The 21,479-nt window shown below is 48.3% G+C and carries 25 protein-coding genes; 9 read left to right on the forward strand and 16 right to left on the reverse strand.

The window, feature by feature from the left end; all coding sequences use genetic code 11:
* From H6F51_04005 to H6F51_04025, 5 genes are all read left to right on the forward strand, one after another.
* On the forward strand, positions 1 to 107 hold a 107-nt coding region (locus H6F51_04005), incomplete at its 5' end, for an IS1 family transposase (GenBank protein ID MBD1821661.1).
* Positions 108 to 221: 114 nt separating this feature from the next.
* The gene (locus tag H6F51_04010; GenBank protein ID MBD1821662.1) at positions 222 to 725 is read left to right on the forward strand and encodes a hypothetical protein; all 504 of its coding nucleotides are present in this window, start codon (positions 222 to 224) and stop codon (positions 723 to 725) included.
* A gap of 337 nt (positions 726 to 1,062) precedes the next feature.
* Positions 1,063 to 1,434: a hypothetical protein gene (locus H6F51_04015; protein ID MBD1821663.1), complete on the forward strand. Its 372-nt coding sequence runs from the start codon at positions 1,063 to 1,065 to the stop codon at positions 1,432 to 1,434.
* A gap of 201 nt (positions 1,435 to 1,635) precedes the next feature.
* Positions 1,636 to 2,889 carry an ABC transporter permease gene (locus H6F51_04020; protein MBD1821664.1) on the forward strand — a complete coding sequence of 418 codons (1,254 nt, stop codon included), beginning with the start codon at positions 1,636 to 1,638 and terminating at the stop codon, positions 2,887 to 2,889.
* Between the two features lie 344 nt (positions 2,890 to 3,233).
* Complete coding sequence (locus H6F51_04025) at positions 3,234 to 4,031, forward strand: ABC transporter ATP-binding protein (protein MBD1821665.1); 798 nt, start codon at positions 3,234 to 3,236, stop codon at positions 4,029 to 4,031.
* A gap of 267 nt (positions 4,032 to 4,298) precedes the next feature.
* On the opposite strand, the gene H6F51_04030 is transcribed toward H6F51_04025, so the two are convergent.
* Entirely contained in the window at positions 4,299 to 4,922 is a 624-nt protein-coding gene (locus H6F51_04030) for a class I SAM-dependent methyltransferase (protein MBD1821666.1), read from the reverse strand.
* Position 4,923: 1 nt separating this feature from the next.
* A complete protein-coding gene (locus H6F51_04035) occupies positions 4,924 to 6,081 on the reverse strand; it encodes a site-specific integrase (protein MBD1821667.1) in 1,158 nt (385 codons plus the stop codon).
* Positions 6,082 to 6,301: 220 nt separating this feature from the next.
* Between H6F51_04035 and H6F51_04040 the strand changes: the two genes are divergently transcribed.
* On the forward strand, positions 6,302 to 7,468 hold the full coding sequence (locus H6F51_04040; GenBank protein ID MBD1821668.1) for a ferrochelatase: 1,167 nt from the start codon (positions 6,302 to 6,304) through the stop codon (positions 7,466 to 7,468).
* Between the two features lie 39 nt (positions 7,469 to 7,507).
* Here the strand turns inward: H6F51_04040 and H6F51_04045 are convergent, their stop codons facing one another.
* The 11 genes from H6F51_04045 to gvpA all read right to left on the reverse strand — a co-directional run bounded on the left by H6F51_04045 (position 7,508) and on the right by gvpA (position 15,486).
* Entirely contained in the window at positions 7,508 to 8,809 is a 1,302-nt protein-coding gene (locus H6F51_04045; GenBank protein MBD1821669.1) for a response regulator, read from the reverse strand.
* A gap of 186 nt (positions 8,810 to 8,995) precedes the next feature.
* Positions 8,996 to 10,126 (reverse strand): DNA-protecting protein DprA, encoded by a 1,131-nt coding sequence (dprA, locus tag H6F51_04050; protein MBD1821670.1) that lies wholly within the window; start codon positions 10,124 to 10,126, stop codon positions 8,996 to 8,998.
* 106 nt (positions 10,127 to 10,232) lie between these two features.
* On the reverse strand, positions 10,233 to 10,856 hold the full coding sequence (locus H6F51_04055; GenBank protein MBD1821671.1) for a DUF2301 domain-containing membrane protein: 624 nt from the start codon (positions 10,854 to 10,856) through the stop codon (positions 10,233 to 10,235).
* A 30-nt stretch (positions 10,857 to 10,886) separates the two neighbouring features.
* On the reverse strand, positions 10,887 to 11,114 hold the full coding sequence (locus H6F51_04060) for a gas vesicle protein GvpG (GenBank protein ID MBD1821672.1): 228 nt from the start codon (positions 11,112 to 11,114) through the stop codon (positions 10,887 to 10,889).
* A gap of 3 nt (positions 11,115 to 11,117) precedes the next feature.
* Positions 11,118 to 11,855 (reverse strand): GvpL/GvpF family gas vesicle protein, encoded by a 738-nt coding sequence (locus H6F51_04065; GenBank protein ID MBD1821673.1) that lies wholly within the window; start codon positions 11,853 to 11,855, stop codon positions 11,118 to 11,120.
* Between the two features lie 13 nt (positions 11,856 to 11,868).
* The gene (locus tag H6F51_04070) at positions 11,869 to 12,312 is read right to left on the reverse strand and encodes a gas vesicle protein K (protein MBD1821674.1); all 444 of its coding nucleotides are present in this window, start codon (positions 12,310 to 12,312) and stop codon (positions 11,869 to 11,871) included.
* A gap of 25 nt (positions 12,313 to 12,337) precedes the next feature.
* A complete protein-coding gene (locus H6F51_04075) occupies positions 12,338 to 12,685 on the reverse strand; it encodes a hypothetical protein (protein MBD1821675.1) in 348 nt (115 codons plus the stop codon).
* A gap of 36 nt (positions 12,686 to 12,721) precedes the next feature.
* A complete protein-coding gene (locus tag H6F51_04080; GenBank protein ID MBD1821676.1) occupies positions 12,722 to 13,081 on the reverse strand; it encodes a gas vesicle protein in 360 nt (119 codons plus the stop codon).
* Positions 13,082 to 13,105: 24 nt separating this feature from the next.
* Entirely contained in the window at positions 13,106 to 14,254 is a 1,149-nt protein-coding gene (gene gvpN / locus H6F51_04085) for a gas vesicle protein GvpN (protein ID MBD1821677.1), read from the reverse strand.
* A gap of 20 nt (positions 14,255 to 14,274) precedes the next feature.
* The gene (locus tag H6F51_04090; GenBank protein MBD1821678.1) at positions 14,275 to 15,165 is read right to left on the reverse strand and encodes a hypothetical protein; all 891 of its coding nucleotides are present in this window, start codon (positions 15,163 to 15,165) and stop codon (positions 14,275 to 14,277) included.
* Between the two features lie 102 nt (positions 15,166 to 15,267).
* A complete protein-coding gene (gene gvpA / locus H6F51_04095; GenBank protein MBD1821679.1) occupies positions 15,268 to 15,486 on the reverse strand; it encodes a gas vesicle structural protein GvpA in 219 nt (72 codons plus the stop codon).
* A gap of 392 nt (positions 15,487 to 15,878) precedes the next feature.
* On the opposite strand from gvpA, the gene H6F51_04100 reads away from it, so the two are divergent.
* On the forward strand, positions 15,879 to 17,036 hold the full coding sequence (locus H6F51_04100) for a putative N-acetylmannosamine-6-phosphate 2-epimerase (protein ID MBD1821680.1): 1,158 nt from the start codon (positions 15,879 to 15,881) through the stop codon (positions 17,034 to 17,036).
* A gap of 148 nt (positions 17,037 to 17,184) precedes the next feature.
* Here the strand turns inward: H6F51_04100 and H6F51_04105 are convergent, their stop codons facing one another.
* Positions 17,185 to 18,120: a serine hydrolase gene (locus H6F51_04105; GenBank protein MBD1821681.1), complete on the reverse strand. Its 936-nt coding sequence runs from the start codon at positions 18,118 to 18,120 to the stop codon at positions 17,185 to 17,187.
* 26 nt (positions 18,121 to 18,146) lie between these two features.
* Between H6F51_04105 and H6F51_04110 the strand changes: the two genes are divergently transcribed.
* Together H6F51_04110 and H6F51_04115 are read left to right on the forward strand one after the other, a co-directional pair.
* A complete protein-coding gene (locus H6F51_04110) occupies positions 18,147 to 18,791 on the forward strand; it encodes a C40 family peptidase (protein MBD1821682.1) in 645 nt (214 codons plus the stop codon).
* Between the two features lies 1 nt (position 18,792).
* Positions 18,793 to 19,932, forward strand: coding sequence for an alpha/beta hydrolase (locus tag H6F51_04115; GenBank protein ID MBD1821683.1), 1,140 nt, complete (start codon positions 18,793 to 18,795; stop codon positions 19,930 to 19,932).
* Here H6F51_04115 and H6F51_04120 read toward each other — a convergent pair.
* Both H6F51_04120 and H6F51_04125 read right to left on the reverse strand, forming a co-directional pair.
* A complete protein-coding gene (locus H6F51_04120; protein ID MBD1821684.1) occupies positions 19,925 to 20,446 on the reverse strand; it encodes a Uma2 family endonuclease in 522 nt (173 codons plus the stop codon). The two genes, H6F51_04115 and H6F51_04120, sit on opposite strands and share 8 nt — an antisense overlap.
* A gap of 79 nt (positions 20,447 to 20,525) precedes the next feature.
* On the reverse strand, positions 20,526 to 21,476 hold the full coding sequence (locus tag H6F51_04125; GenBank protein ID MBD1821685.1) for an alpha-E domain-containing protein: 951 nt from the start codon (positions 21,474 to 21,476) through the stop codon (positions 20,526 to 20,528).
* Positions 21,477 to 21,479 lie beyond the last annotated feature (3 nt).

The following is a 21,479-nucleotide window of genomic DNA, read 5'->3' on the forward strand; positions in this document are numbered from 1 at the left end:
TGCATCGTAAGACCTTGTGCTACTCGAAGTCAGTGGAGATGCTCAGTCATTCGATTCGCTTGTTACTGCACTACCTCAAATTTCGAGATGTGCCCATTCCAGTCTAATTCATCTTCTCATTCAGCAATGCCGTAATTTTGCAATCAGTGTGTCTGCTCTAGGTTTTTTCTCTAAAAGCAGCAGGCTAAAATGTAGTCAACTGACGTTAGATTACAACTCCTTTGGAACCAGTAGGATATCAAATCGTTCATTCGATCGCTGGACGTATTCGCATTCGAGTGCCCTGGATCGAATCCGATCCACAAGCAAGCAGCGATTATCAACGCTTAATTGAAGAATTGAGCGGAGTTAAAACAGTGCGAATTAGTCCACTAGCGCAGTCGATCATTGTGGAATATAACGCTAGGGCGATCAGTATTTCTAAAATGGCAGAGTTAATGATTGCCTTGATGCAACAAGTGAAGCTAACTCCTCCTGCTGATGCCTCAACTGTTGAGCAGGAGCCGTCTTCTGAATCTGCTACCCCCGAATCTTACGAAGTCAGTGATCCAGAGCCAACCCCTGAAGGCTCAGTCCCACCAGAATCCACCACAAACCACTCGACCCTAAAGCAACCTTTTGTAGATGTAGATATAGAGCAAAGTTCTGCACCACTGCCCTCTGAACCAAAACCAACCTTCATTCCTGAGATTCCTTCACCGTGGGATGAAGACATTTCAGGATAAAGTGCGACATCAACGCCAGAAGAACCAGAACCGACGATCAACACACCTACACCTGCTCCAAGTTGTTCGACTGCCTCACTTGCTAAACGCTTAAAGTTGACTTCGCAAGCCATCACCCGTCGGTGCACCAAATCAGATTTTGCACAAACCAAATTTTGTAGAATGGACACAGGTACAAGACCCAGAAGGGATTGCATGGCACTATGACGAACACGGTCGCTCATTTCGTCCAGTCGCATCTACACCCTCACAAATCGAATAGCGAAGTTTTAAGCAGACCACCAGCAAACGTATTTCCAAAGCTACAATCAGTATCTCAGTTTGGATTGAAACTCCTATGTCAACCTTGCTTCCGATCATCAGTATGCCGGGATTGCCAGAAGCGCGAGTTACTTTGGACAATCAAGGCTGGATTCCGCTTCCACAGTTGCAAACTCGTGACACCACTGTTCATGCGTTTTTGTCGGTGAATCCGCCCGCGAATGCAGAGGAAACATTCTGGTTGGCAGTGAGAGAGTGTTTAGTCGCTGCCAGTGCAAGTGCAATCATTGCAGGGACGATGACAGGCGGAATTGCAGCACTCCCCACGTTTATGCGTGTGTTCGGAATGAAGGCAGCAACCAAAGGACTCGAATTAGTTGGAAACCAATTTCAACTCGTCACGAAAACAACATACGGCGAGTGGAATGCTTATGTCGGCTTATCTTAAGCGAGACTCCAAACCCGCGTGAAACTTCTGTTGCACAACTTTTTGAACTTGATTGCTCCTACTCGCCTAAAGGGAACGGTATAACCAGGAAATTGGTCGTACCATTTACTGTAGATTCTCTGATCCATGACCGTTCAACTTGATCGTTCTGCTTCACGCCGTGTTTGCGCTGTCCGACCCACCCTGCTGCCTCTCCGTCCTATGGCTTCGATCGCCCGCAAAAATCTGTTTGAGGACATTCCGCGCTTCCTAGTTGCTCAAGCTGGCATCGTCTTCGCTGTCAGTCTCGTGACGATTCAGGTTGGAGTGTTGCGCGGATTCGATCGCTCCGTTGCTCGACTGGTGGATCAATCCAACGCCGATCTTTGGGTCGCTTCCAAAGACATCGTGCATCTAGAACTCTCTTCTCCGATGCCTGCCCAACGAGTCCAAGACGCACAAAAAATTCCAGGGATCGATCGTGCCGAAGCCTTGATGATCCGAACGAGCATTTGGCGCGACAGTACTGGCAAGATCAACCCGATTCGGATTTTCGGCTTTGACCCAAACAGCCGCATATTTGCGGGATGGCAAGTGAACCAAGGAAGCCTCTCAGCCCTGAATCAGCCCTACACGGTCATGGTCGATTCTAAGAGCGTGAAAGCATTAGGACTGAATCAGTTAAACGATCGCGCTACGATCGGAGCCTTTAATGCCTTACCTGCACAATTTGTCGGCACCACAGAAGATACGCAGTCGATCGCTTCGAGTTCTTTCATCTACACTTCTTTAGAAAACGCGAATGCGTATGGTATCGGCGGAGCCGATACCGGAGTGACCTGTACTCGTCAGGCAGCGGGCGAAATTGCCTGTTTGAACCAAAACCCAGGATTCAATAATCCAGTTGCCAATCCCGCTTCTCCACGTCGCGTCAACGTTCAAGATCCAATCTCTTTCGTTCTCATTCGCGCCAAACCGGGACAAGATCTCAACCAGCTAAAACAACGACTCGAAGCTACCCTACCGAATACCCGCGCTTTTACTCAGTCCGAAATTGCTAATCTCACCCGCTCTTATTGGACAACGCGTACCGGAGTTGGCTTTATCCTCGGACTCGGTGCCACGGTCGGCTTTATTGTCGGGATGGTGATCGTCGGACAGATCCTCTATTCCTCGGTTTCCGACCATATGCGCGAGTTTGGAACTCTCAAAGCAATGGGCGCGTCAAACTGGGTAATCTACAGCGTGATTCTAGAACAAGCGCTCTGGATGGCAGTCTTAGGATACATTCCCAGTATTGCCCTCTGTCTTGGATTGGGTGCGTGGACACAAGCGGCGCAAGGCATCATGATTTTGATCACGCCTGCGACGGGAGCCGGAATGTTTGTATTAACCGTGGTGATGTGCGTTGGATCAGCCTTGTTTGCAGTACAAAAAGTGACCAGGGTTGATCCAGCGATCGTGTTTAAAGCGTGAAGTGGACGAATTTTCCCTGAAACTACGGGGATCAGCGTAAAATCTTCAATAATCTCTTAGATTCTTAACGGGAAGATGGTACTTCTTTTCATGCACTCTCGACATTTGTACACACAACTGTCACATGAATTCATCCGATCGCGAAATTTGAACTTCTAAAATGTATCTAGAGTCTAAGCCTCTAGAGGATGAAATCTTTGCCTCACCCTAACTATGGTTGGAGTAGAGATTTTCACTTGCCTCAGGCTTAGTGAATTGCCCTCCCTGTCACAATTAGAACGTTTTCGACACCGCTCCCCACACTTTATTTCTTCTCAACTGTTTTCCTACCGTCTGTTAAAAGAATGACTGCAACTTCGATTGATTGGATGTTTCGTACTGAGGAGCGGGCGATCGAATCCCGATCCGGTAGTTTGGAGCGGGCGGATAGCGCGATCGCTGCCTCTGGGGTCGAAATGGTGTACCAGACGGGCGGGGAGCGCTATCAAGCACTTAAACAAGTAGATTTGTCGGTACGGTGCGGTGATATTCAGCTTTTGATGGGGCCATCGGGATCAGGCAAAACTACGCTGCTCTCGATTCTAGCGGGGATCTTGACTCCAACTGCGGGAGCGGTGCGTCTCATGGGTCAGGAGATTACCAAGCTCTCCGGTTCTAAGTTAGCCCAATTCCGCCTGGAGAACATCGGCTTTATTTTCCAGGGGTTCAATCTATTTCCAGCCCTAAGCGCGATCGAGAATGTTGAAGTTGCGCTCAATCTCAAAGGGATTCGAGGTAAAGCAGCCCACCAACAAGCGATGGAATTGCTTGAGCAGGTTGGACTCGCCGATCGCGCCAATCGCCAACCGCGAGACCTCTCTGGCGGTCAGAAACAGCGCGTCGCGATTGCGCGTGCTCTTGCAGGCAATCCTGCTCTAATCATGGCAGATGAGCCAACCGCCGCACTCGATTCTCAAAATGGTCATGCCGTAATCGAACTGCTGCGATCGTTGGCAAAGGAGAAAGGACGAACGGTACTCATCGTGACGCACGATCCTCGAATTGCTGATGTTGCTGACCACATTGCTTATCTTGAAGATGGCATTTTGCAAAGTGACGGTCAATCGACCGTTGATTATTTTCGAGAAAGTTTGAGTCGATGACTCAGCATTTTGGGCGGGGTTTTTCTCTCGCTTTTCCCTTTATTCAATTCGGCAATAACCTATCTTCAGGTAGATCGATTTCGTAGGTCACACGTTGTAGTTTATTCATGTGAGCGAAATGCAAGAAGACCTCTTCTAAAGCATCAAGATCACAAGCTGTTTCTATAATTCCGTCCTATAAGAAAAAGTTGATTTATCGAAAAAGCAATTTGCTTTTTCCTAACCCTATCTAAACCATAAGAGCGCTACCCAACGGTGGCGCTCTTATTATTTCTGCGCTTGGATGACCTGTAAACTTCCCCCTACATAAAGTTGGTAAAACTGCACGTTGAATCCGATTTCTTGTAACAATTCTTTAAGGTCTAAATTGATTAATTTCCAGGCAGTTTCTGTCTCAAATAACCAGAAAAATAAAGCCAATCCAGGAACAAAAATTGGGTTCGTTGGTGCATGAAAATCAACCATCGTAAAGACACCACCCGGTTTTAGAACCCGATGAACTTCCTGTAAAATTTGGCGTAATTGTAACGGCTCCATTTCGTGCATTGCAGCACTGGTATGAACCAGATCAAACGAACGATCGACGATCGGCATTTTTTCCGCAAATGCTTCTATGTATTCCGCTTCGGGGACGTTTTGCTGGGCGCGACGAATCGATAACGGTGAGGCATCGAGTCCGGTAACTTGGCGCGATCGCTGCACCAAAAACCGCGTCGTTTGACCGCTACCACAGCAGAGATCAAGAATTTTCGTTTCTGGCTTGATCTCAATGCCCGTTAATGCCAACTGCCGAAAACGCGCTTCTCCACCCACGCTCAATGCGGCAACTTTTGAAATTCCGTCATACAGCCACTGATACCGATAGCTTAAATCTCTTAAAATCGTTGCCATTTCAATTCCCTTTGCGTCTTCTCAAAGCGTTATCAACCGCTTGCTGCTGATCCCGCTGCGTAATCCACTGATGATACGTCCGCGTGTGAACGAGTACCGAATGTCCCATCATTTTCGCAGCAACCGTATCGGATAACCCAACGTGAATCGTTCTCACTGCCCAAGCATGACGCAGATCATAAGGAGAAAAGGGTACTCCGTAGCGGCGAAACTGAGCTGTTACCCGTTGCCCCACCTGACGCAAAGTGGTTTTACTTAAATCGGTTTCAACCTGCGGCAATTGAATGTCTCTCAGGTTAAATGCCTCAATCCACTCTGGATAAAATGCCCACACTTGATGGCTTCCGGTTTTCGTCGTCGGCAGCACTTCGATCGAAGTCTCCCCCCGCTCTAGCCCTTTAAAGTTGCAGTAGAACACCTCATGGTTTCTCAACCCAAACGTCGCCATGATGGCGTACACAAACCGCCAAGCTGGATTCGGAATTTTTTCCCAAATTGCCAGAATTTCTTCGTCTGAAGGCAATTGACGCGCTTGGGTCTGACCTGCACCATATCGCCCGGAGAGCGTTTTCAGATCAGTCGGAAGTTTGAGGTTCAGAAATTCAGCAAACGCGCCCAAAGCCGTACAGCAGAGTTGGCGACTGCGCGAATGATTTGCAGTGGAGTGAATCGTTTTATAAAGGACTTCCGTTAGCGATAGGGCGGGAGCATCTGCCGCGATCGTCACCAGTTTTTTCAGATAAGGGGCGTATGCACTTGTCCAAGTCGTTTTCGTAGCAGCGGGATTGAGCGATCGTTGCGGCTGCTCGAAAAAATACTGCTCAAACGCATCAATCTGCTGACTTAGAGATTGCTGACTTAAGCGTTTGCCGTCGGTAAAACTGAGATATTCCTGCCAGTCGAATTGATTCTGAATGAGCTGGGCAGCAACAATTTTTGCTTCCTGCTCGATTTGCTTGAGTCCGGCTGGAGTTGCCGGAATTCCTAAGCTGAGTCGCTGTTGGTGTGAACGCAAGCGTGAACTTCCCGGACGCGGTGGCAGCGTTCCCCGCAGCGCCAATCGGATGCCTCGCCTCTCTACCTGAAATCCCAATTGCGCGGCTTTCAGTCGCTGATTAGTTTGAGAAATTTTTGCATCTAGCGCCTCTAAATCTGCCATACCTGAACTATGCTAAGAAATGAGAATCAAAAGAATTTCATGTTAAAGGATTTTCATCTTATGCTGAACCAATCTAATTGTTAATTAAAGTTGACATTTGTATGAATTACTTAGCAGTTTGAATTTTCCTTTGAGTTTGCTTAGACTTGCTTCAACGGGTAAGGGATTTTATTGTTAAAATCGGTAACAAAGCTGAGAAAAAAAGGGATATAACATAGCTATGGGTCGCGTAGGAGTCTTACTGCTAAATCTTGGAGGGCCGGACAAGATCGAGGATGTGCGTCCCTTTCTTTACAACTTGTTCGCTGATCCGGAAATTATTCGACTACCGTTCCCGTGGCTTCAGAGTCCACTCGCCTGGTTGATTTCGACGCTGCGATCGAAAAAATCCCAACAAAACTATCTCCAAATTGGGGGTGGCTCTCCGCTGCGCCGCATTACCGAAGAACAGGCGCAAGCGCTTCAAGAGCAACTCCGCCAGCGCGGTCAAGAAGTGAGCGTCTACATCGGAATGCGTTACTGGCATCCGTTCACCGAAGAAGCAATTTCCAGAATCAAACGCGACCAAATCGACAAGCTGGTAGTTCTGCCGCTCTATCCTCAGTTTTCGATCAGCACCAGCGGATCGAGCTTCCGGCTCTTAGAGCAACTTTGGGAAGAAGATCCCGCCCTGCAAAAGATTGACTACACCGTTATTCCCACTTGGTACGATCGTCCCGGCTACCTGCAAGCAATGGCAGATTTGATCGCTCAAGAACTCGATCGCTTCGAGCATCCAGACGATGTTCACGTTTTCTTCAGCGCTCACGGTGTTCCGGTGAGCTACGTTGAAGAAGCAGGCGATCCCTATCAGCACGAGATTGAACAGTGTACTGCGCTGATTATGAAGACGCTCGCTCGACCCAACTCCTACACCTTGGCGTATCAAAGCCGGGTCGGCCCGGTGGAGTGGCTCAAACCCTATACCGAAGATGCGCTCGAAGAACTCGCGGAAGAAGGAGTAAAAGATCTCGCAGTTGTGCCGATCAGCTTTGTGTCTGAGCATATCGAGACGCTGCAAGAAATTGACATGGAATATCGCGAAGTTGCGGAAGAAGCAGGCATTGAGCGATTTGAGCGAGTTCCGGCTCTCAATACGCACCCAATCTTTATTGGCGAGTTAGCCACGATGGTTACGGATGCGCTGAATGCGCCGTCTGTCCATTTCTCAGAAGTCGCTCGCCCTCAGAAGCGAGTGAAGATGTATCCCCAGGAAGGGTGGGAATGGGGCATGACCACCTCCGCTGAGGTCTGGAACGGACGAGTCGCGATGATTGGCTTGATTGCCTTGATCATTGAGATGATTCTTGGTCGTGGCCCGCTCCACGCTTTTGGACTGCTCGGCTAAGTTATAACTTAATTCTTCTTAGGCCATGACTTAATTTTTCTATAGGGGAAGCTTGATCGTAAATTCTGTTCCCACACCCGGAGCAGAATTGCATATCAGGCTTCCCCCGTGTTTTTCCACAATGATCTGATAGGCGATCGCGAGTCCCAGTCCTGTTCCTTTACCAACGGGCTTAGTGGTAAACGTTGGCTTGAACATTTCCTGCTGCACCGTTTGGGACATCCCAATGCCGTTATCTCGAATCCGAATGACCACCCGACCCGCCTTTAACTCTGTCACAATCTGAATTTGATGGGGATTCGCGGCGATCTCTGCTGGATCTTTCGCGCGATGGGACTCATCGATCGCATCGATCGCATTTGCCAAAAGATTCATAAAAACTTGATTTAACTGTCCTGGATAACACGGTACAGGCGGAATGTCCGCGTAATTACGAGTCACCTGAATCGCAGGGCGTTGCGAATTCGCTTTTAGGCGATGCTGAAGTAGTAAAAGGGTACTGTCTATCCCCTCCTGAATTTGCAGAGCAATCTCGTTTTCGCTATCGTCACGGGAAAAAACTCGAAGCGACTGGCTAATGTGAGCAATGCGATCGGCAGCAACCTGTAGGGTCTTGAGCAGATGGATTAAATCGGTTTTGAGATATGGCAGATCGATCGCTTCGGCATCTTGCGCGATCTCAGCTACAGGGTCGGGATAAACCTGGTGATACAGCGCTAGATGATTGAGCAAATCCTGGACATATTGCTGGGCATGGGCAAGGTTTCCAGTGATTGAGTTCAAAGGGTTATTAATCTCATGTCCAATCCCCGACACCAGTTGACCGAGCGCGGACATTTTTTCTTGCTGAATTAGTTGTAGTTGAGCGGCTTGTAATTCATCAAGCGATCGCGAAAGTTGGGCGGTTCTCTCAGTCACACGCTGTTCTAATTGCTCGTTCAGTTCCTTTAGCTGACGGGTTTGCTGTCTCAGCCTGAGATGAGTTCGCACACGAGCGAGAACTTCGGCTTGCTGAAACGGCTTTGTGATGTAATCGACTGCTCCAAGTGTCAGCCCTCTCACTTTATTTTCAGGCTGGGTACAAGCTGTAATAAACATGATCGGAATTTCTTCCGTGGTCTCACTGGATTTGATGCGATAGCAGGTCTCAAATCCATCGATTCCCGGCAGCATTACAGCTAACAAGATCAAATCAGGGACAACCTCGCTTAGTTTGGTGATCGCGTCTTCGCCGCTTCTTGCAGCTAAGGTTTCGTATCCAGCGGTCTCCAAGACCTCCAGCAGAACGCACATATCTGTCGCGTTGCTCTCCACTATTAAAATTAGATTCTGTTCCGTCATGCTGTTAAAGTAGCCCGATGAAGCTATTTAAATCGTTTGGTTATCGCAAACTTCTGCCCATTGTAGGATTTTTTCTACAGCGGCGAGATCAGCTAAACTTCCGTATTTTTGTTTAAAGTTCAGAGAAACTGCCGACTTAAACCAGCAAAAATACGTCAATGAGTCCTTTGTCTCAATGAGTTCTTTCTACGATCTCACTTGATACCGCATTCCAGGAACTTGAGTAACGAGCCCGATTAGCTCTAGCTGTAACAATGAGCTGGATACGGTTGCAGTAGACATTGCTGCGGTTTGAACAATGAGATCGAATGGAGCCGAAGCGTAGTTAGATTGCTGAGCGATCGTCGAGATGGCTTGTAATACTTGCGATAATTCAGGCGCGAGATCGAGCAGAGGGGGCTGTGTCGATTCCGGTTCTCTCGTTTGATCGAGCGCTGGAATCGCTCCGATCGCTTCAATCAGTTCTGATTCACCCAAAATGATCTGAGCGCCCTTGCTCATTAGCGCTAAACAGCCGCCTGATCTGGGATTATCAAGACTTCCTGGAAGCGCATATACCTCTCGACCGTACTCGTTTGCCAGGGTTGCTGTGATCAGTGCGCCTGATTTGATCGGGGCTTCCATCACTAAGACTGCACGAGATAAGCCCGCAACGATGCGATTGCGCCGGGGGAAGTGAGCGCGATCGGGCTGGGTTCCAGCAGGATATTCGCTCAGAGCCAGTCCGGTTTCAAGCAGTTGATCATACAGGCGGCGATTTTTGTAGGGGTAAACTACGTCTACGCCTGTTCCAAGAACGGCGATCGTTTGACCCCCTGCTTCGAGGCAACTGCTATGAGCTTCAGCATCAATGCCGTCGGCTAAGCCCGACATCACAATAAATCCGTGCTGCGCTAGAGTTTTGCTGAGTTTGCGAGTCCAGCGTCTGCCATAGTCGGAGGGTTGGCGAGTTCCGACGATCGCAACGGCGCTTTGGCGATCGAGGTCTCGAATCAAGCTCAAATCACCTCGGTAGTAGAGAACCGGGGGCGGATCGGGAATTTCAGCGAGGAGCTGTGGATAATCTGGATCAGCAGGCGTGAGAAAGTCTTGAGTTTCCTGGTCTTGCAGGAGGCGATCGACCTGAATTTGATGACGATGAGCGCAGATTGCGATCGCGCTTTGCTTTCCGATACCTTCAACTTCTGCTAATTCTTCTGGTGTAACCGTCCAAGCGGTACTCAAACTGCCAAAATGAGTTTGAATTCGCTTTTGCAAAACGGCTCCGACTCCTGAAACCTTTGACCAAGCTAGCCAAAATGCGCGTTCTTCACTCAAGGAATAATCCTCAAAACCCCAGTTTCAGTATTCCCGTATTCAGAGTGAATAGATTACGAGCTGGGTTGTTCGTCGAGCGTGGCATTTGTTAATTGCTTTCTCTTTTCTAGCTCTGAGTCTTGAGATACTCAAACACACTTTTATCCCCGATATCAGGTGGGATAGATTGAATTGATTTCCGAATTGCGAAAACGATGAATAGGACTGCCCAACCTCCTAATAATGCTTGTTCCCACAAGATTGGCAGCCGTCCGGTTAGGTGTCCAAGCAATAGCAGTGGCACGATCGGCGTGAGGAATTTTGTCTCGAAGCGATTAAAGCAAACTGCCTCTTTGAAAAAAATTCCGGTTAACGCTGCGAACGTGAATCCAACTCCAAAAATCCAAATGGGATGCTGATACACATACAATCCTAACGGCTCAGAACTCATGAATAAGAGCGCGATCGAAGCAATTCCGCCGATCACCCAGAATGCCTGAAGTGCTAGATGCAGGGGTTTGAGATAGATATGAATCGTAAATAAACTGACTCCTAATGCTGCCCAAAAGATGAAATAGAGTGGCGTAATCCAAGCGTAATTTTGGAGAAAAGCGAATCCGGCCGCGATCGCAAAACTCAACGCAGCGATCGCGAGTCCAGTGCGGTAGACAATCACGCCTTGTCGATCGTGATCATCGAGCGTGAACGTTCCGAATTGGCCTTGATATACGATCTGTTCTTGAGTTTGCATAAGAGTATCAATGCGACTCTTCTATGCTACTCAAGAGCAATTCTGATCTTCGAGAGCTTGAATTGCCAGCAACAATTCTTCTTCCTGAACTTCAAATTCTTCCTCCGGAATCTCACCCAGATCAAAGGCAAGCTGTAAAGCCAACAACCGCTTATTCAAGTTCTCGGTCTGATCTAGCTCAGCATCAACTCGCTCTTGGATTTGTTCAGCGATCCAACCCAGCCCAGTCACAGGGGCAAATAACAAACGTAAAACCATGCTTCACCCCCGATCGAACTGTGCGAAATTGTAAGGAGCCGTGAAATCGTTGTAGCGAATCTTCAAACGTCCCTCGAACTGTTGATCGAGCCATTCCACTTTTTGACTAAATTCCGATTCCAAATCCCACGGAATTAAGTAGGCTGCATTGTAGATCATTGCTTCTGTCAGCAATTCGTTTTCGACTGCTTCAAGCGCCATCGAATTAAGCGTGGTTTGAAAGGCAGCGACGATCGATTCGCGTCGATCGTTCATCGCTTGTTCGATCGCTTGCCCAATGTGGACAATCTCATCCATACTGAGCGATTTTCCTTCTAAGCTGTCTCGCTTGGTTCTCAGTGCTGCATCTTGCGCCATCAATGCTTTTAGTTCTTCGGCGCTATCCCAAAATAGTTTGATGCTGACTTCTCGGTGTCCTGACAGCTTTTCAAACAGACGGTGAAGATGATCAGAGTGCGGTGCAGTCAGTTGGTGAGCAACGGTTTCCCAAGTGTCGATCGTTAGCCCAAACTGGAGCGGTAATAAGGTGCGATATCCTGCTCTCATCGCTTGTTCTAATACTTTTTCGTGTCCAAGCAGATTGCGCCGACTTGCAAGATAACGGTCTTGTTTTGCTTCGGAGTACAAAAACGCAAATCCGTCTATGATTTCGGTTTGAACAGGCTTTTGGTCTAGTCCTTGAAGTTCAAGGTTTTGAGGGCCGGGAGCGGGGAAAATGCCGTAGAGATAAAGATTGCTCATCGTGAATCGGGGGCTAAAGGGGCTTGGACGTGAGAACCAGTTGGAGTTTGGCGTGAATTAGATCAATGTCAGCAAGTCCCAAATCGAGATCACCTTGCAGCACTACGCCTGTATTGAGTAATCGATCGAGCAGTTCCAAAATTGTGGGACTCGCTGATCGTTCACCCGGATAGTAACCTCCAGCTTTTGGTAATAACGTGCCCACTTCGCCCAGATCAATATTCAAATCTGCTGGATCAATCTCAAAAATTTCGCACATCCGCACGACTTGTGCCTCTAGTTGGCGCAAACTTTCCGCCGCTCGATCGAGGTCGCGATCGCTCAGTTGTCCGTTGTCCATGCGTCGGATCACTTGTGCTTCCATCAGTTGACGAATCAGTTCAACGACGGTCAACAGCAAGGGTGCGAGTCCTGATTTGTTTGAGGTGGGGGTGAGTTGGCTTGATTGGGGGGACACGGGGGGCTTTACTCCTTATCGATCGCTATCGCAAACTCCGCACAACATAATCGGGGAGCGATTCCGCCTCAGCCGAATCTTTGAATGTAATTAACTTCAGGTAACTGGTCTCATCGCCCTCACCTTTGCCATTTGCGCGAGAAAACCAAATTGCTGCTCCAAACTTGCGGTTTTCGCCACTGCGACGGGTGTAGACATGACCACACCACACCACTTTGGTAACACCATGCTCATCCTGACTAATCGGAGTTGCCCCAATCTTTGACCAATCAAAGTCCTTGTAGTTCTTTAACGGACGTTGCCAATTTGGGGGATTGTTACCTGCCAATACTTTCATGACAAGCAGCAGTTCTTTTAGAGTGTCGTCGTTCATGGCGATGAGTAGTAATTCTGATCTATAGCCATTATGCTACAAATCCTCAAGCAGTGATTCTAGAGTGTTCGTCTGCGTCAATTTTTTCGGCGCTGAGCGGAGGGCCGCGAGTTCTTTTTCCAGCGTGTCAACGCGATCGAGCAGTCGCTGATTCGTTTCGATTAATTCTTTTGGAGGCGAACTGAAGTGGGGATTGTTTTCCCACCAGTTGATCCCCATTTCTTTGGCTTTATCGACGGAAGCAATTAAAAGCCGAATCCGAATCGTCAGTAGCTCGGTGGTGGCAACGGAAACGGAAATGTCTCCCGCGATCACGATTCCTTTGTCTAGAACGCGCTCTAAGACATCGGCTAACGTTGATCCGGTCGCAGTGGGCATGGATTTCTGACTGCTCATTCTCTGACTGCTCTGGGTTGTGAGTTACGCTTCGGATTGGACAGGTGCAACCGCAAAAAAGCGTCGATCGCGATGAATCACAAGTTCTTGAGCCACTAACGATCGCAGCGCTTCTAAAAGTTCTGTCCGAGCCAGACTAAACTCGCTTTCAAGCTCAGTAAGTCCTGCTCCGTCTAATCGCAGTAGATAGCGATAAATCTGCTGTTCTTGAGTCAAGTGTTCAGTGGGCTGATGTGGCAATCCATCGAGTAGTTCTGCTACTTGCGAGGTCAGCGATGGCGGCTCCACCGCGCCGATCATTTCATTCAGCAGTTCCCAGAGTATTTTAGTTGCATCTTCAAGGGGCAGGCTCGCTCGCGACAGCAAGACATCCGAGCAAATATCCCGAAATTCCGAATCTTCAGGCAGAACAGGGATATTGTGTTCCTGGCAAACTTTCGCAATCACTAATGCCGATCGCAGTCCTGATGCTTTGTCTGCCTTGGTTTTTTGCCGAAACGATCGGATTAATCGCACGATCAGGGCTGCACTGAGCCGCTCAATTTCGGTCTTCTGAATCAGAATCTCTTGCTGGGTGAGTTCATCCGGTTCTGGAATGTTGATCGTCACCAGTCGATCCATTAGCGCATCCTGAGTCGAATGCACACCGCAATACTCTTCCGGGTTTGAGGTCAAAATCGCTCGAAACTGGGGATTGACGCGGATATATTCGGTTTGATTGCTCGTCGGAGGCAGCACTAAAAGCTTTTCTTCTAGGGCGGATAGCAAGACGTTATTCACTTCGGGGCGCGATCGATTGAATTCGTCGTACACCAGCGTAAAACCTTCTCGACAAGCCAGAGTCAATCGCGAATCGACCCAAGTATGCTTCATCTCGTCTTCGACTTTGACGACGCTGTGAATGTAGTTATCCACCACTTTCTTTCGGGTGTATCCTGCTTGTGCCCCGATGAGATCCGAGCTTTTTGAGTCGTCATCTCCATACATCAGCATGATCGGGCGCGATAACAGGTCTGCTAAATGCAGCGCTAAGGTCGTTTTACCGACTCCGGCACAGCCGCGTAAATGGACAGAAAAACCGGATTGCAAATATCGCAAAGCGCGAGTTGCAATCCGTTCGATCGCAGGGGTACTGACAAAACGGCGGGGGCTAGCTCTTAATACAGTCGTCACGGGGGCAATCCTCTACTGGTTTAAACTGGGGTGGAAATCAAATACATCCGATCGCGCTGCGTAATCTTGCCTTGCTGAATTAGCGATCGTAGTCCTTCAACCACTTGAATTCGGGTCATACTGAGCGCGGACTCAAGCTCAGTGAGACGAACGCTTTGCATGACTTCGATGTATTCGTAAATTTTTTCGTTGATCAGGGTTTTGGGTGAAGTGGGAGAGGTGGGGAGTGGGGAGTGGGGAGTTTCACACAGAGCAGGCTGAAGCGCTTGATCGCCCCACATCGTTTGAGCGAGATTGGCGCGGAATTGTTGAAGCTGCGATCGGAACTCTGCTAATTCAGCGAATAATTGAGTCATTTCAGCTTTGCGATCGTGCTGGGCTTGTAGGGCTTTTTCTTGCCGCTCCAATGCTGCATCCGTGAGAAATGCGGCTACATCAGAGCGCAGTTTCTCCACAAAGCAGGTTAAATCGCGAGTGAGTTGAATTCGTTGTTCAATCCGCGCTTGATGTGCGGCTTCTAAATGCGATCGTGTCTCGGTTTGCAATCTTTGAAGATCGGCTTGAAGGCTCCGTTGAAGCGAGGTTACAGTCTCGGTAAGCGTTGCTCGGAATTGGTGTAAGTCGTGCCTCAACTGCTGCGAAGCTAAGTCACGCTCGGCATGAGCGATCGCAAGAAATTCCTGAGTCTGTTGGTGGAGGGATTCACAGTAGTTTTGCAGGGCTTCGCGCCGTACACGGGCATCGTGCGATAGTGTTTCCCGAAATAAACTCAGATCGCTGCGGAGTTGAGATGCCTGCGCTTGACGCTGCTTCTGCGTATCTTGTAAAAGCAGCGAAACGGCTTGGCGACGTTGCACGACCTGTTGAAGTCGGTACTGCCGTTGCTGTTGCCAGGAGTCTTTAAAGGCCATTGCGTTTAATATGATGAATCGTGCAGTTTGCAAGCCTAGAAAACTGGGGAAGCCCGATCGATCCCCCAGTCAACCAGGATCTAGGAGCGATGAATTCGCATCCTATGCAGCAGGAACCGCTGCTTGAGCAGTCAATCCGACCGCTTCAGCATATTTCAGGTAGGTCTCGACCGAAGCGATTACAACTCGTGCTTCAACCGCCAACAGTTCGATGCCGACGAGTGAAACGCGCACCCAAGCATCGACCACAATTCCTTTGTCGAGGATACGATCGACCACTTCTGCCAAGCTGGATGAGGAGTTTACTTTTTCAACAGCCATGATGTAGTTCCGTGTTGAGTAGGGTTGAATGCGGTAGCCCTGTTAATTCAGACATTAATTCAGCGACTTCCATACTTAAGATGCACAGGAAACAACTGTGGACAACTAAGAACAAATACGGAATCTGCATAATGCAGCGATGCAAGCCTCAGCAGTCATACGGATGAAACAAAGCGCTAAAACGGTATTCGCGCATCGAATCTGCCACTTCTGGTAACAAACCCTGAGAAAAGGGAATCAGTTTAAAGCTGTGACCCCAAGTTTGAGCAGAAGCATGGAGCTTTAGTCATTTGATCAAAAGCGCGACGCAGTTTATATTGATACGCAAGGAATTCTCAGGCTTAAATTTCTTCATCGCAGCAAAATCTATGCGATTAGCACCGATTTAGTTCATGACAAACCGCTTTGCCCAACTGGTCAAAACAATGGAATACGGGCTAATTGTTTCTTGTCAAGCCCCGCCTAAGTCTCCCCTCCGGCACCCCTCGATTATTGCAGCCCTTGCAGAAGCCGCGATCGCTGAGAATGCCGTTGCCGTTCGAGTTGATACACCAGAGCATATTACTGCGGTACGTCAGCGCGTTTCTGCTCCTATGATTGGACTGTGGAAGCAGTCTGTTCCAAACTCTGAAATCTATATTACGCCTCAATTTGCACATGCTTGCGCGATCGCTGAAGCTGGGGCTGATTTGATTGCGATCGATGCGACGCTGCGCGATCGCCCCGAACCGGTCGCCACTTTAATCGATCGCATCCACACTGAATTAGATAAACCTGTGGTGGCTGACGTGGATACCCTAGAAGCGGCGATCGCCGCTGCTGAAGCTGGAGCCGATTTCATCGCAACGACGCTCTATGGCTATACCCCAGCCACTCTACAGCAAACACCCCCAGCGCTTAACCTGGTCAGCCAACTTGCGGAGAAGTTAGACACCCCTATTTTGTGTGAGGGCGGTATTGCATCTCCTCAGATGGCAAGACAAGCGCTTGATCTCGGAGCTTACGCCGTTGTGGTTGGCACTGCAATTACTGGCATCGAAGCACAAGTGCAGGCATTCGATCGAGCATTACGGCATAAACCTCCGGCGCTTTTGATTAAGCATGATGAGCGGTATCATTTTGCGCTGTTCTCGCAAGAACATCCTTCTTATCGCAGCTATGTGCGATCGAAACTGCGGCAATACAACGCAGAAAGTACAATCCGGGATGGATGTTTTGAGCAAGGGGCACTGCGGGGAACGCCGATTGAGATTTTTCTGCTTGACGATCGCCAGAAAATTAGAGCTGGAGTAGTTGGGCTAACTCGGTGGAATTGGTTGCTGATTGAAACGCTTTGGGTCGAGGAGTCGCTGCGTCGTCGGGGATTTGGCAAACAATTAATGCTGATGGCAGAACGAGAAGCAAAGCGGCGCGGCTGCACAGAAGCGATCTTGGATACCTTTAGCTGTCAAGCGAAGGGATTTTACGAAAACCTAGGCTACGAAATGTTTGCTCAGGTCGATGACTATCCATCCGGCTATAGCTTCTTTCAGCTTAAGAAGGAACTCTAACATAGCTCCAAAAGCATAGCCCCAAAAGAGAAATAGCCCCCTTGCGGGAGCCGAGTTATGGTGATTTGACTCTAGGACACATCGTAATTTTGACCGGATTCGGGATGAAAATCTGTAGCGATCGTTGCTCAAAAGGGGTGCGATCGTCCTAAATTTCTTTCATCGCTTCGCTAATTTTCTGGGTGACAAACGGCAAAATCGCTTCATTGTTGCTATGAGACTTGCCCTCAGTAAAGATAACGAGCAAAAAAGGCTGTAAGTCGGGAAGTTCAACATAAGCTGCATCGTGGCGCACTCGGCTCATTAGTCCGGCTTTTGACCAAACTTTTGCCGTTTGGGGAACACCGCCGCCGATAAAGCCGACCACTTGGTTTTCGGGATCGGCTTCGAGGTCAGATGGATTGAGCGATCGCTGCATCAGCTCCATCATCGAGCGCGATCGTTCCGGTGTAACGGCAACGCCACCGACGATGCTATGCAATAATCTTGCGGTCGCATTGGTTGTGAGCATGTTGCGATTGTCAAAGTTCTCGCCGTAAAACGATCGCTCTCGTCCGTAAGGGCCATCACACCAAGTTTTTTGATTCACGTTAATCGTAGTGAACTCTGACCAGTTGAGCGACTGAAAATAACGATTGACGATGTTGCGCTGGTATTTCCAGGTTTCAAACGGGGCGGGAGGCAGTTCAGGCCCTCCGGTTGTGCCGCTTAGGACATCAACGACGAGTCCGGTTGCATCATTGCTGGAATCGACAATCATATCGCGCATGGCTCGATCGAGTTCGGCAGAGGGTGGAATCATGCCACGTTCTAGCCATTCATGAGCCGCGACGAGGTAAAACAATTTGACCACACTGGCAGGGTAGATATTTTCAACTCCCCGATAAGCAAAGCCTCTGGGCGATCGTTGCCAAAACTCCTCCGGACGAATTGCGCCGCCAGTATTGACGAACACGGGCGAGTCATACACAATCCAGGTCATTGCAATTTGATTTGGAGCGAGTTCCCGAAACTCTGCCCAAGTCGCTTGCAAGACTCGATCGCCCAAAGTTTCTAACCGTTCGTCTTTGTGGAAAAAAGTCATACCCGTCTGAGTGAAATTTCTGTCTTATGCACTATCGCACGATCGCGAATCTCAATCTCTACGATTCACCGGATTTAACCCGATTGGCAACGCAAGCCGCGATCGGTCGTTATCTCAAAATTTTGTCAGATTCGCCGCTTCAGGTGATGACTTGTGAGGATGATTATCCGGGATGGCTTGATCCGCAGGATTTGAAGTTTTTGGAAGAAGCAGAAACTCCGTATCAATCGCCTGTATGGACGGCTCAGGAGGTTCGCGATCGTATTCCTGAAGTTATTGCCTTTACTCAAGCTGCAATGTCTGTTCCAAATGAATATCTATGGGGCGGAACGGTTGCACCGAACTATGATTGTTCTGGATTGATGCAGGCAGCATTTGCTTCGGTTGGGATTCGCTTACCAAGAGATGCTTATCAACAAGAAGCCTTTTTGCAGCCTGTAGAGGAGTTAATTCCAGGGGATTTCGTATTTTTTGGTACACCTGAGAAAGCCACTCATGTTGGGCTTTATTTGGGGGACGATCGCTACATTCACAGTTCTGGCAAAGACAAAGGACGCAATGGAATCGGAATTGATCTGCTTTCGGAAGAGGGCGATGCTGTGAGTCGCTATTACTATTCGGTGTATCGAGGAGCAGGAAGAGTGATCTCTAGCTATATTCCCCAGCATTAAGATGAGTGTTCTGATTCTGATTTTCTGTTTCGTTAGCTTTTTTATTTCACTTTGGATTGTCATTCCGGCTCCGATTTTTTCGCTGTTGCCGTTGAGTGTGGGCGCACCAGAGATTAGTCATTGGCTGGTATTGACGAATACGATCGCCGCTTTGCTTGCCTTATTTCGCCTCAAATCTCTATCAATTTTCATTGGAATGCTGCTTGCTCTGAGTTTGAGTCTGCTTCCTGCTGTACAGCTTCCCGCAACAGTACAAAAAGCGACAGCCGCGATCAAAGCCAGTTTAGGGGAAATTCGCGTTCTACCTAACTTTCGCTCTGCGCCTTTTGTTGTATTCGATGCGGTTCGCGGAATTCCTCAATCTGAGATTCGCCGGACTCTGAATATTGCGGTTGCAACCCCGGATAATGTGCCGCTCAGGATGAATGTTTATCGTCCGATGCAGTCTGGGAAAAATCCAGCGATCGTCATGATCTACGGTGGCGCTTGGAGAACCGGATCGCCAAATGCAAATGAACAATTTAGTCAATATATGGCAGCGCAAGGATACACAGTTTTAACAATCGATTACCGACACGCACCCCAATACAAATTTCCAACTCAGATTGAGGATATTAAAACCGGATTGAAATTCATTCAGCAACACGCAGATGAATACGAAGTCGATCTCGATCGTATGGCAATCATGGGACGATCGGCAGGCGGGCATCTAGCGATGTTAACGGCTTACGCGATTGATGCCTTTCCCTTTCGAGCCGTAGTCAACTACTACAGCCCAGTTGATCTCATTGAAGGCTATAACAATCCACCTTTTCCTGACCCGATTGATAGTCGAGGAGTGTTACGCGCCTTTCTGGGTGGAACTCCAGTAGAGCTTTGCGATCTCTATCGCAAAGCTTCACCGTATCAACAGGTACGATCGAACCTTCCCCCCACATTACTCATCTATGGTGGACATGATCATGTGGTGCGATCGAGTTTTGGTCGTAGCCTGTATGAGAAATTGAAGCAAAATGGCAATACTGCAATATTCATTGAAATTCCGTGGTCGGATCATGCTTTTGATGCAGTCTTTAATGGAAGTAGTAATCAATTATCGCTCTACTATACTGAACGGTTTTTAGCAACAATGCTTAAATAGTAAATTCAATGTTCTCGTACAAATCAGCGGTTTTGATTTGAATGTTGAAGACATTAAAAGATATAACAGCATTTAAATCGCTGTATAGAGTGAGTAACCATTGGTGAGCACCCGTTTTAACGTAATGCTCAACCTGAACTTTGTACTGATCAATCAAAAGGTACTCGCGAAAAGATTCGATCGTGCGATATGACACACACTTCTCTCCGCGATCGTAGTCTTGGGTTGATTTCGACAGCACTTCCGCGACAAAACAAGGATTCATAACCGTATCGGTGCGTCCTAGCTGAAGCTGAATTGGCTTTTCCAAAACCATCACATCCGGATAAGTGTACAAAGACGAATCAGGAATCCAAAGCCGTTGATCGGTGGCAAAGACGCGATAGGGTTGTCTTCGTAATTCAGATCTTAAAGATGCGGCAAGCGCGATCGCTAATTCATTGTGATCCGGTGTTCCGCCCGTGATCAGAACAATGTCCCCGTTAATATAAGCGTGTCGCTCACGCGAGTTCAGTTCAAACTCTAGATATTCTTCGGGTGTTTTTTCCCAGTTTGAGCAATCACGATCGCATGACTCCTAAACCCTTTGATTGCTAATTTACAGGCTGCATCGCGAAAAAGGTCTCAGAAAGCTTGATGCCAACTTCGTTCGTGCGGCGCTGTAAATTGTCGAGAAATTCATGCAGCCCGGATTCCATTACATCTGAAATCGTAAGGTAATCTAAGTCCGATCGCAGCTTTCCTAAGTACCGCTCAATTTCGGTATTCCAGGTTCCTTCAGGCGTTCCCGTGATTTGATGCAGTGATCGTTCGGCTTGGCGAATACAATAGCGAATCGATCGGGGAAACTCGCGATCGAGAACTAAAAATTCTGCAACGGAAGTCGGCGTAATCCGGTGTAAGCCGCGTTTGCGGTACATTTCGTAGGCGCTTGCCGATCGTAGTAACGCGATCCACTGCAACTGATCTAACGTTGTGCCGACATCCTTCACCGAAGGCAGAAGAATAAAATACTTCACATCAACAATTCGACTGGTTTTATCTGCCCGCTCTAACAAGCGACCCATTAATCCAAAGTGCCACCCGTCGTTGTGGGTCATCGTGGCGCTGGCGACTCCAGCAAACAAATGGCTAGCTAACTTAACTTCGCTGAAAAAGGTTTGAAAGTTGAGCGTTTCTTCGTTTGCAGCATCGTTGACAAAGTGATAGAAGGCATTAATTTGCTGCCACATTTCGGATGAGATAATTTCACGAACCGATCGCGCATTCTCCCGCGCTGCATTCAGACAGGAAATAATCGAATTCGGATACGCTCGATCAAACGTCAGAAATCGAATTACGTTCTCTGCGCTCGCTTCTCCGTATCGTTCTTCAAAAATAGGCAAATCGCCTGTGGTCAGCACTAACGGCTTCCATTGTTGTGAAGTTCCGATCGGTGAATCTAGTAATAACGTCAAATTCACATCCACGAATCGCGCAATGTTCTCTGCACGTTCTACATATCGATTCATCCAGTAGATCGAATCTGCTACCCGACTTAACATCTT

The organism is Cyanobacteria bacterium FACHB-DQ100 (assembly GCA_014695195.1).
Taxonomy (GTDB): domain Bacteria; phylum Cyanobacteriota; class Cyanobacteriia; order Leptolyngbyales; family Leptolyngbyaceae; genus Leptolyngbya.

Coding starts and splice junctions, on each gene's coding strand:
- H6F51_04015 (MBD1821663.1), top strand. CDS start 1,063: ATGTCAACCTTGCTTCCGATCATCAGTATGCCGGGATTGCCAGAAGCG.
- H6F51_04020 (MBD1821664.1), top strand. CDS start 1,636: ATGGCTTCGATCGCCCGCAAAAATCTGTTTGAGGACATTCCGCGCTTC.
- H6F51_04025 (MBD1821665.1), top strand. CDS start 3,234: ATGACTGCAACTTCGATTGATTGGATGTTTCGTACTGAGGAGCGGGCG.
- H6F51_04030 (MBD1821666.1), bottom strand. CDS start 4,922: ATGGCAACGATTTTAAGAGATTTAAGCTATCGGTATCAGTGGCTGTAT.
- H6F51_04035 (MBD1821667.1), bottom strand. CDS start 6,081: ATGGCAGATTTAGAGGCGCTAGATGCAAAAATTTCTCAAACTAATCAG.
- H6F51_04040 (MBD1821668.1), top strand. CDS start 6,302: ATGGGTCGCGTAGGAGTCTTACTGCTAAATCTTGGAGGGCCGGACAAG.
- H6F51_04045 (MBD1821669.1), bottom strand. CDS start 8,809: ATGACGGAACAGAATCTAATTTTAATAGTGGAGAGCAACGCGACAGAT.
- H6F51_04055 (MBD1821671.1), bottom strand. CDS start 10,856: ATGCAAACTCAAGAACAGATCGTATATCAAGGCCAATTCGGAACGTTC.
- H6F51_04060 (MBD1821672.1), bottom strand. CDS start 11,114: ATGGTTTTACGTTTGTTATTTGCCCCTGTGACTGGGCTGGGTTGGATC.
- H6F51_04065 (MBD1821673.1), bottom strand. CDS start 11,855: ATGAGCAATCTTTATCTCTACGGCATTTTCCCCGCTCCCGGCCCTCAA.
- H6F51_04075 (MBD1821675.1), bottom strand. CDS start 12,685: ATGAACGACGACACTCTAAAAGAACTGCTGCTTGTCATGAAAGTATTG.
- H6F51_04080 (MBD1821676.1), bottom strand. CDS start 13,081: ATGAGCAGTCAGAAATCCATGCCCACTGCGACCGGATCAACGTTAGCC.
- H6F51_04090 (MBD1821678.1), bottom strand. CDS start 15,165: ATGGCCTTTAAAGACTCCTGGCAACAGCAACGGCAGTACCGACTTCAA.
- gvpA (MBD1821679.1), bottom strand. CDS start 15,486: ATGGCTGTTGAAAAAGTAAACTCCTCATCCAGCTTGGCAGAAGTGGTC.
- H6F51_04100 (MBD1821680.1), top strand. CDS start 15,879: ATGACAAACCGCTTTGCCCAACTGGTCAAAACAATGGAATACGGGCTA.
- H6F51_04105 (MBD1821681.1), bottom strand. CDS start 18,120: ATGACTTTTTTCCACAAAGACGAACGGTTAGAAACTTTGGGCGATCGA.
- H6F51_04110 (MBD1821682.1), top strand. CDS start 18,147: ATGCACTATCGCACGATCGCGAATCTCAATCTCTACGATTCACCGGAT.
- H6F51_04115 (MBD1821683.1), top strand. CDS start 18,793: ATGAGTGTTCTGATTCTGATTTTCTGTTTCGTTAGCTTTTTTATTTCA.
- H6F51_04125 (MBD1821685.1), bottom strand. CDS start 21,476: ATGTTAAGTCGGGTAGCAGATTCGATCTACTGGATGAATCGATATGTA.